6 protein-coding genes are annotated in these 7,653 nt (G+C 75.0%); 3 read left to right on the top strand and 3 right to left on the bottom strand.

What is annotated here, in order from left to right:
* Positions 1 to 946: RICIN domain-containing protein (locus VR45_RS42795; RefSeq protein WP_199926022.1), on the top strand; the 946-nt coding region annotated here is incomplete at its 5' end.
* Between the two features lie 186 nt (positions 947 to 1,132).
* Positions 1,133 to 2,539, top strand: a complete 1,407-nt coding sequence (locus VR45_RS29325; RefSeq protein WP_045942885.1) for an amidase — start codon at positions 1,133 to 1,135, stop codon at positions 2,537 to 2,539.
* 34 nt (positions 2,540 to 2,573) lie between these two features.
* Here VR45_RS29325 and VR45_RS29320 read toward each other — a convergent pair whose 3' ends face one another.
* The 3 genes from VR45_RS29320 to VR45_RS29310 form a co-directional block, all read right to left on the bottom strand.
* Positions 2,574 to 4,556 carry an FUSC family protein gene (locus VR45_RS29320; protein WP_045942884.1) on the bottom strand — a complete coding sequence of 661 codons (1,983 nt, stop codon included), beginning with the start codon at positions 4,554 to 4,556 and terminating at the stop codon, positions 2,574 to 2,576.
* A gap of 107 nt (positions 4,557 to 4,663) precedes the next feature.
* Positions 4,664 to 6,022: an MFS transporter gene (locus VR45_RS29315; protein ID WP_045942883.1), complete on the bottom strand. Its 1,359-nt coding sequence runs from the start codon at positions 6,020 to 6,022 to the stop codon at positions 4,664 to 4,666.
* A complete protein-coding gene (locus VR45_RS29310) occupies positions 6,019 to 6,633 on the bottom strand; it encodes a helix-turn-helix domain-containing protein (protein ID WP_045942882.1) in 615 nt (204 codons plus the stop codon). Before VR45_RS29310 ends, VR45_RS29315 begins: the two co-directional genes overlap by 4 nt.
* 203 nt (positions 6,634 to 6,836) lie before the next feature.
* Here VR45_RS29310 and VR45_RS29305 point away from each other — a divergent pair, with 203 nt between their 5' ends.
* Entirely contained in the window at positions 6,837 to 7,577 is a 741-nt protein-coding gene (locus VR45_RS29305) for a PIG-L deacetylase family protein (protein ID WP_045942881.1), read from the top strand.
* The last annotated feature ends 76 nt before the right edge of the window (positions 7,578 to 7,653 follow it).

Genomic DNA, 7,653 nt, shown 5'->3' with positions numbered 1-7,653 from the left:
CCCGAGTGCGCACCGGACCCACCTGATCCAGAACCAGTCGGGCAACGCCAACCAGCGGTGGTCGTTCCGCGATGCCGGGAACGGCTGGTACTGGCTCGTGAGCGCTGCCGACGGCGGCTGCCTGACCGCGAACAACGCCGGTGAGCAGCTGGGCGTCTGGCGCTGCGACGGCTCGGACAAGCAGCGCTGGCGGCTGGACAACGTCCAGGCCGGTCCGACCCCGGGCGCCGGTTCCGGCGGTGGTGGTAACACCGGCGGCGGTGGCGGTGGCGGCGGAGGCAACACCGGTGGCGGTGGGAACACCGGCGGTGGTGGTAACACCGGCGGCGGGTCCGGCGGCGGTGGCGGCGGGGGCAACTCCGGTGGCTCCGGCGGCGATCGTATCCGGCCCAGTGGTGACGGCTGCGAGTACCAGACGCCGGACGCCGAACACCGGGGCGGCTGGATCTGGAAGGGCTGGAACCTGTGCCGCAACACCGAGATCAGCGACTCCGACAGCGAGCAGTCGACCACGTTCCGGATGCGGGACGACGGCACGCTGGAACTCGTCTACTCCTGGTTCAGCGACATCACCAGCCGGTGGAACACGGTCGTCAGCTGGACGGCTCCGAACAGCACCGGGTGCGGCCGCTGGGCGTCCATGCAGATGGACGGCAACTTCGTGGTCTACGGCGAGGGCTCCAGGGTCTGCTGGGCCAGCGGAACGGGCGGCCACGACTCGGCCTGGATGGAGGTCAACCGGAGCGGCACGCTGACGATCTGGTGGGTCGACGACAACGAGTTCCAGCGGGCACGCGCGCAGGCCGGCCGCCCCGGCCCGGGCCTCGGCGGCAGCTTCCTGGACGCGGTGATCGCGATCGCCTACCTGATCCCGCGCCGGGAGTGGGGGGTGGGGACGCAGCACCGGATCTCGACGCCGAACTGCGGGAAGATCCACTGCACCTGACGCGGTAGCGCTCCTCAGGACGGAGGACCGCCCGGGCACCACGCCCGGGCGGTCCTTCCGCGTCCGGAACACGGGGTTCTCCACGTGTCGCTCCGGCCCTAGACTGCTCAGCTCGCGCGGCATTACCGACGGGTAGGTACGTATCCGCGGGGCGCCGCCACCGACTGGCAGGGATAGGGAGTCCGGATGGCCGACGAGCGGGTGCACGCGTACGCGGACGACGCGCTGGGGGAGCACGACGCGGTGGCGCTGGCCGCCCTGGTGCGGGCCGGTGAGGTCGGCCCCGCCGAGCTGGCGGCGGCCGCGGCGGCCCGGGCCGAACGGGTCGACGCCGCGCTCGCCCCGGTCGCCTTCGCCGCGTACGGGCGGTCGCCCGGGGCGGACGGCAGCGCCGCGGACGCCCCGCTGTACGGCGTGCCCAGCTATCTGAAGGACAACACCGACCTGCGCGGGATGCCGACCGGCCAGGGCAGTTCGGCCTACCGGGCCAGGCCCGCCCGCCGCAGCGCGGGCTTCGCCGAGCAGTTCCTCGGCACCGGCCTGGGCGTGCTCGGCAAGACCCGGCTGCCGGAGTTCGGGCTCAACGCCTCCACCGAGTTCGCCGCCGCCCGCCCCGTCCGCAACCCCTGGCGGACCTCGCACTCCCCGGGCGCCTCCTCGGGCGGCGCGGCCGCCCTGGTCGCCTCGGGCGTCGTCCCGATCGCGCACGCCAACGACGGCGGCGGCTCGATCCGGATCCCGGCCGCCTGCTGCGGGCTGGTCGGACTCAAGCCCACCCGGGGCCGGGTGGTGCCCAACGCCCAGGGCCGCCGGCTGCCGGTGGACCTGGTGACGGACGGTGTGCTGACCCGCTCCGTCCGCGACACCGCCGCGTTCTTCGCCGCCGCCGAACGCCACTACCGCAACCCCGCGCTGCCCCCGCTCGGCCTGGTCGAGGGCCCGGGCACGCGCCGGCTGCGGATCGGGCTGGTGGTGGACTCGCCGGTCGCGCCCAGCGACGCGGCGACCCGGGCGGCGGTCGAGGCGACGGCGGCCCGGCTGGAGGCGCTGGGGCACGAGGTGACCCCGGCCGTGATGCCGTTCGGCGAGGAGTTCTCCCGCGACTTCGTCCTCTACTGGGGCTACATCGCCTTCCTGATCGCCACCACGGGCCGACTCACCGTCGACCCCGGCTTCCGGGCGAGCCGGCTCGACGGGCTGACCACCGGGCTGCGGCGGCTCTTCCACCGGGAGTTCCGGAGCGTACCGGGCGTGGTCCGGCGGCTGCGGCGCGCCGAGGAGACGTACGCGGGGATGTTCCGGACCCACGATGCGGTCCTCTCGCCGGTGCTGGCGCACGTCACGCCGCCGATCGGGTACCTGAGCCCGAACGTCGCCTTCGACGAGCTGATCGACCGGCTCACCCGGTACGTGGCGATCACACCGGTCAACAACGTCACCGGCGGCCCGGCGATCGCGCTGCCGACCGGTGCGAGCGCCGACGGCCTGCCGGTCGGCGTCCACCTGTCGGCGGCCCACGGGGAGGAGCGGGTGTTGCTGGAGCTGGCGTTCGCCCTGGAGGCGGACCGGCCCTGGCGGCGGATACAGGACTGAGGGCGGGGTCAGGACCGCGGGCGGAGGCGGTCGTTCAGCCGAGGACCGGGGAGGCGATGGCACAGGCGGCCCGGACCTCGCTGCGCAGCGGGCCGAGCACATCGGGGCCGGTCGCCCCGGTAACCCCGGTCGCCGTGGTGGCCGCGTCCCCGTCCGGCCCCGGCCCCGGCAGCGGTGTGCCGCTGCGCAGCGCCCCGGCCAGCGCGGCCAGGTCCGCCGCGATGGCGGCGACCTCGCCCGGCGGCGGCGCCGGCTCCCCGTGCTCGACCCGGACCCGGGTGGCGGTGGTGGCCTCCACCACCCGTTCCACCGCGATCACCAGCGGCCACCACGCCGCCGCCCGGGGCCCGGTCGGCGGCGGTTCGGTGAGCGCGCGCTGGAATTCGGAGCGGACGGCCGAGAGGTCCCGGTAGAGGCGCCGGCGCCGGACGGGCCGGGCCGGCCGGTCCTGGCCGGGGGCGCCGGCGAAGGCCAGCGCCACGTACGCGGAGGCGTCCGCCACGGTGTCGGCCAGCCGGTCGCCGATCCGGGTGTGCCAGGACTCCGGCCAGCACAGGTACCCGGCGACCAGGGCGATCCCGCAGCCGATCAGCGAATCGTAGAGCCGGGGCAGGACGAGCCCGAACCCCTGGTGGTTGAGCAGGTCGGACAGCAGCAGGATGACCGGGGTGATGGCCGCCGTCTGGAACGCGTACCCCTTGGCGGAGAAGGCCGGGATCAGCGCGGCCAGCGCCGCGACGGTCGGCACGTCCCACCAGCCGCGCGGCACCTCGGCGAGCACCGGCACGGCGAGCAGCAGCCCGCCGGCGGTGCCGAGGGCGCGCAGCACGGCCCGTGAGAACACCGAGCCGAAGTCCGGTTTGAGGACGAAGGTGACGGTCAGCGCGACCCAGTAGGAGCGGGGCACCGGCAGCACCGACACCACCACCTGCGCCAGGCCGATGCACAGCGCGAGCCGCAGGCCGTAGCGCCAGGACGCGCCGGAGAGCAGCGCCGCCCGGGCCGCGCGCCGGGTCCGCACCCAGGGAGCGGCGGGGCGGCCGAGCCGGTCGGGGTCGGCGGCGTGCGCGTGGTCGGGCTCGGCGCCGACGGCGGCCGCGTAGCGCAGCGCCCGGTCCAGGGCGCGTTCCGAGGGGCCGGTCGGCTCGGGCAGTTCGAGCGGGACGGCGGTGCCGGTCCGGGGGCCGTTCCCGATGCTGTCGGCGAGCGCCAGGACGGCCGCCGGCCAGGCCTCCGGCAGCGGGCCGAGCCGGGCCGGGCGCAGTTTGGCGGCGGAGGCCGCCTCGACGATCGGGATCAGCGCGTTGAGCCGGGCGATCAGCCGGGTCAGCCCGGGGGAACGGCCGTGCCGGCGGGTGCGGTGGGCGAGCAGCAGGTCGTACGAGGCGTTGAGCGACTGGGTGACGGCCTGTCGCCGTTCGTCGTGCTCGGGGGTGCCGGCGGCCCGGACGAACGCGGCGACCGAGCGGTAGGAGTCGGCGACCGCCGCCCGTTCGGGGACCCCGCCGCGCAGCGGCCAGCCGAACAGGGTGAGCAGCAGCACCACCGCCCCGCCGGCGGTGAGCGTCCACCAGGGGCGGGGCATCGGCAGCCCGGCGCCGACGACGGCGTTGAGGAGGAGCAGGAGTCCGGAGACGGAGGCGACCGAGCCGATCGAGGAGATCATCCCGGAGACCAGCGCCACCAGGGTGAGGACGGCGACGGCGGTCCAGTCGCGGCCGTACACCAGGGTGCCGAGGGTGACGCCGACGGCGCCGAAGAGCTGGGGGACGGCGATGTTGAAGAACCGCATCCGGTACGCGTCGGCGGTGTCGCCGATCACGCCGGACAGGGCGCCCATCGAGACCAGCGCGCCGTACGCGGGCCGACCGGCGGCGAGGCCGACGGCCAGCGGCGCGGAGAGCGCGACCGAGGCGCGGGCCACCGCCGCCCAGGGCACCGGCGCGGGTTGGGGCCGCAGCCCGGCCGTCAGCCAGGTCGGCGGCGAGAGCCGGACGCCGTGCGGGTGCTGTGCCATGGGCCCAACCTACGGCGCCCGCCGGTACGGCCCCGGGCGCGGCGCGCACGGGCCGGGCGGGCCCCCACGCAGGTGACTGTGCAGGTGACCGCGCAGGTGAGGGTCGGTCAGGCGGTGGCGGTGGCGGTGGCGGCGGCGGTGCCGGGCGCGGGTGCCGGGTCGGCCGGGCGGCGGGTGGTGGGGAGGTCGCGGACCCGGCCGACGGGGGAGAGCAGGAGGACCAGCGCCGCCAGCGGCACCCCGGCCGTGGTGATCCACATCGCCGGGCGCAGGCCCACCGCGGTGCCGAGGACACCGGCGAGCAGGGCGCCCACCGGGATGGTGCCGTAGTTGAGGACGGCGGCACTCGCGGTGATCCGGCCGAGCAGCTCGGGCGGGCAGTAGTGCTGCTGGAAGCCGGACTTGATGACGTTCCCGGCCACCACCCCGGCCGAGACCCCGAACCCGCCGACGGCGTAGCAGAGCACGCCCGCGCCGGTCCCGGTGAGCGGGATCAGCAGGGCGAGCGCGGGCAGGCCCAGCTCGAACAGGATCATCGCGCGCGCCGTGCCGACCCGGGCGGCGACCCGGCGGGCGGCGAACGCGCCGAGGACGCCACCGCTGCCGGCCGCCGCGACCAGCCCGCCGACGGTGCCGGAGGCGAGTCCGACCTCGCGGACCAGGAAGGCGACCAGGATCGACTGGTACCCCATCAGCGCCAGGTTGCAGGTGGCGCCGTAGAGGGTGAGGGCGCGCAGCCAGCGGTCCCCGGCGACCAGCCGCAGGCCCTCGCCGATCTCGCGCCGCAGCGCCCGGTCGGCACCGCGCCCGTTGCGGTTCGCGCCGCGCCCGTCGTGGTGCGTGCCGCGCCCGTTGCTGGCGGCCGGGGTTTCGCGGTGCCGGATCCGGCCCAGGCAGAGCAGCGAGACCAGGAAGGTCGCGGCGTTGGCGAGCATGCCGTTGGCGGCGCCGGCGAGCTGGGCGAGCAGGCCGCCGGAGCCGAGGCCGACGATCTGGGCGGCGGAGGCGCTGCCGTGCAGTTTGGCGTTGCCCTCGGGCTGGTCGGCGGGGGAGAGCAGGTCGGGCAGGTAGGCGGTGTAGGCGGTCTGGAAGAACACGGCCGCGGTGCCGGTGAGCAGGGCGACCGCCAGCAGCAGGCCGGTGCTCAGCCACCCGGCCCAGGCGGCGGCGGGGACGGCGGTGAACAGGACGAGCGAGACGGCGGCGGCCGCCAGCATCACGGTCCGGCGGGGTAAGCGGTCCACCCAGACGCCGGCCGGCAGGCCCATGACCAGCCAGGGCGCCCAGGAGGCGGCGCTGAGCAGGCCGATCTGGAAGGTGGAGGCGTGCAGCTCGGAGACGGCGATGAGCGGCATCGCGACGCCGGTCACGGAGGCGCCGAACTTGCCGGCGGTCTCGCCGCACCAGAGCAGCCGGAAGTCCCGGTGGCGGCGGAGCAGGCTGCGGCGGGGGTCGTCGTGCGTCACTCGGCGCTCCGGGCCTCGTCGGTGCGGGAGCGCCGCGGGAAGGACTGGAGCTGGACGACGATCGGCAGCGCCGCCGGGTCCGGCGCGGCGTCCGGGGCCGGGGTGTGGCGTTCGACGACGGCGAAGATCTCGTCGTTGAGCGCCTGGAGCTGGGCCGGGTTCAGCCGCAGTCGGCGCCAGTCCGAGATGGTGCCGACATTGCGCCACTCGTCCGGCCAGTCCTCGGTGATGTAGTCGTTGACCCGGTTGAAGTACTGCTGGACCAGCTGGTTCAGATAGAGCGAGACGGCGCCGCGGGTGTCCGGGTCGTCGCGGAAGTCGGCGGTGTCGAGCCGGTTGGACACCTCCACCCGCCGCCACCAGCGCTCCCGCTTGGTGCCGCGCCCGGTCTCCTCCTCGATGAACCCGTGCTCCGCGAGGTGGCGCAGGTGCCAGCTGACGGTGCCGGTGTTCTCGCCGAGCCGCTCGGCGAGCCGGGTTGCGGTCGCGGGCCCGTCGAGGTTGAGGAGCTCGAAGATCTGCATCCGCAGCGGGTGCGCGAGCCCGCGCAGGCTGCGGGCGTCGAGGCGGCGCTGCGGCGGTCCGGGGGGATCGGGGTGCTCGGTGGTCATACCCGCAGCCTAGATTGCAGAGGATCCTCTGCATAGAGGTGTCTGCAGAGAAACCTCTGCAAGTTTCCCGTTATCCCGAATCGCATCCCGGACGGCCCGATGATCTTCTAGAGTCGCGTCCGGTAGGACCGTAGGACTGAACGACCGTAAGACCGCACGGTGCGTTCCACCCTCGCGCACCGGTTCCAGGGAGAGGCAGCACCATGACCGAGCCGCAGCCGAAGCCGTTCGAGCACGTCGACGAGGACTGGCAGAGCGCCCTCGTGGTCGTCGCCCACCCCGACGACATGGAGTACGGCGGGGCCGCCGCCGTCGCCCGCTGGACGGACCAGGGTAAGAAGGTCGTCTATGTGATGGCCACCAGTGGCGAGGCCGGGATCGACAGCATGGACCCGGAGCTGTGCGGCCCGCTGCGCGAGGCCGAGCAGATCGCCTCCGCCGCCGTGGTCGGCGTCGACACCGTCGAGTTCCTCGGTCACCCGGACGGCACCGTCGAGAACGGCCTGCCGCTGCGCCGGGACATCGCGCGCGCCGTCCGCCGCCACCGCCCGGACATCGTCATCACCATCAACTTCCACGACACCTGGGGCGGGCGGTACCTCAACCAGGCCGACCACATCGCGGTCGGCCGGGCCCTCCTCGACGGGGTGCGGGACGCGGGCAACCGCTGGGTCTTCCGCGAGCTGACCGCTGAGGGCCACGAGCCATGGAACGGCGTGCGGGCGATCTGGGTCTCCGGTTCGCCGGAGTCCGGGCACGCGGTCGACATCACCGAGCACTTCGACCGGGGCGTGGCCTCGCTGGAGGAGCACAAGGCGTACCTGGCCGGCCTCGGCGGCGCGATGGCGGACGCGCGCGGCTTCCTGGAGGGCTTCGGCCGCGAGGCGGGCACCCGGCTCGGCACCCGCTTCGCCGTCCCGTTCGAGGTCTTCCCGCTCGGCTGAGGTCCTCAGGAGTGCTCCGGCGGTTCTTCTTTCTGCTCCGGCTCCGGTTCCGGCTCCCGCTCCGGCTCCCGCCGTC

The organism is Streptomyces sp. NRRL S-495 (assembly GCF_000966955.1).
Classification (GTDB): Bacteria; Actinomycetota; Actinomycetes; order Streptomycetales; family Streptomycetaceae; genus Kitasatospora; species Kitasatospora purpeofusca.
This window is presented reverse-complemented; position numbering and strand designations above follow the sequence as displayed.

Bases quoted from the DNA above. Each gene is read 5' to 3' on its own strand.
- VR45_RS29305 (WP_045942881.1), top strand. From the start codon at position 6,837: ATGACCGAGCCGCAGCCGAAGCCGTTCGAGCACGTCGACGAGGACTGG.
- VR45_RS29310 (WP_045942882.1), bottom strand. From the start codon at position 6,633: ATGACCACCGAGCACCCCGATCCCCCCGGACCGCCGCAGCGCCGCCTC.
- VR45_RS29325 (WP_045942885.1), top strand. From the start codon at position 1,133: ATGGCCGACGAGCGGGTGCACGCGTACGCGGACGACGCGCTGGGGGAG.
- VR45_RS29320 (WP_045942884.1), bottom strand. From the start codon at position 4,556: ATGGCACAGCACCCGCACGGCGTCCGGCTCTCGCCGCCGACCTGGCTG.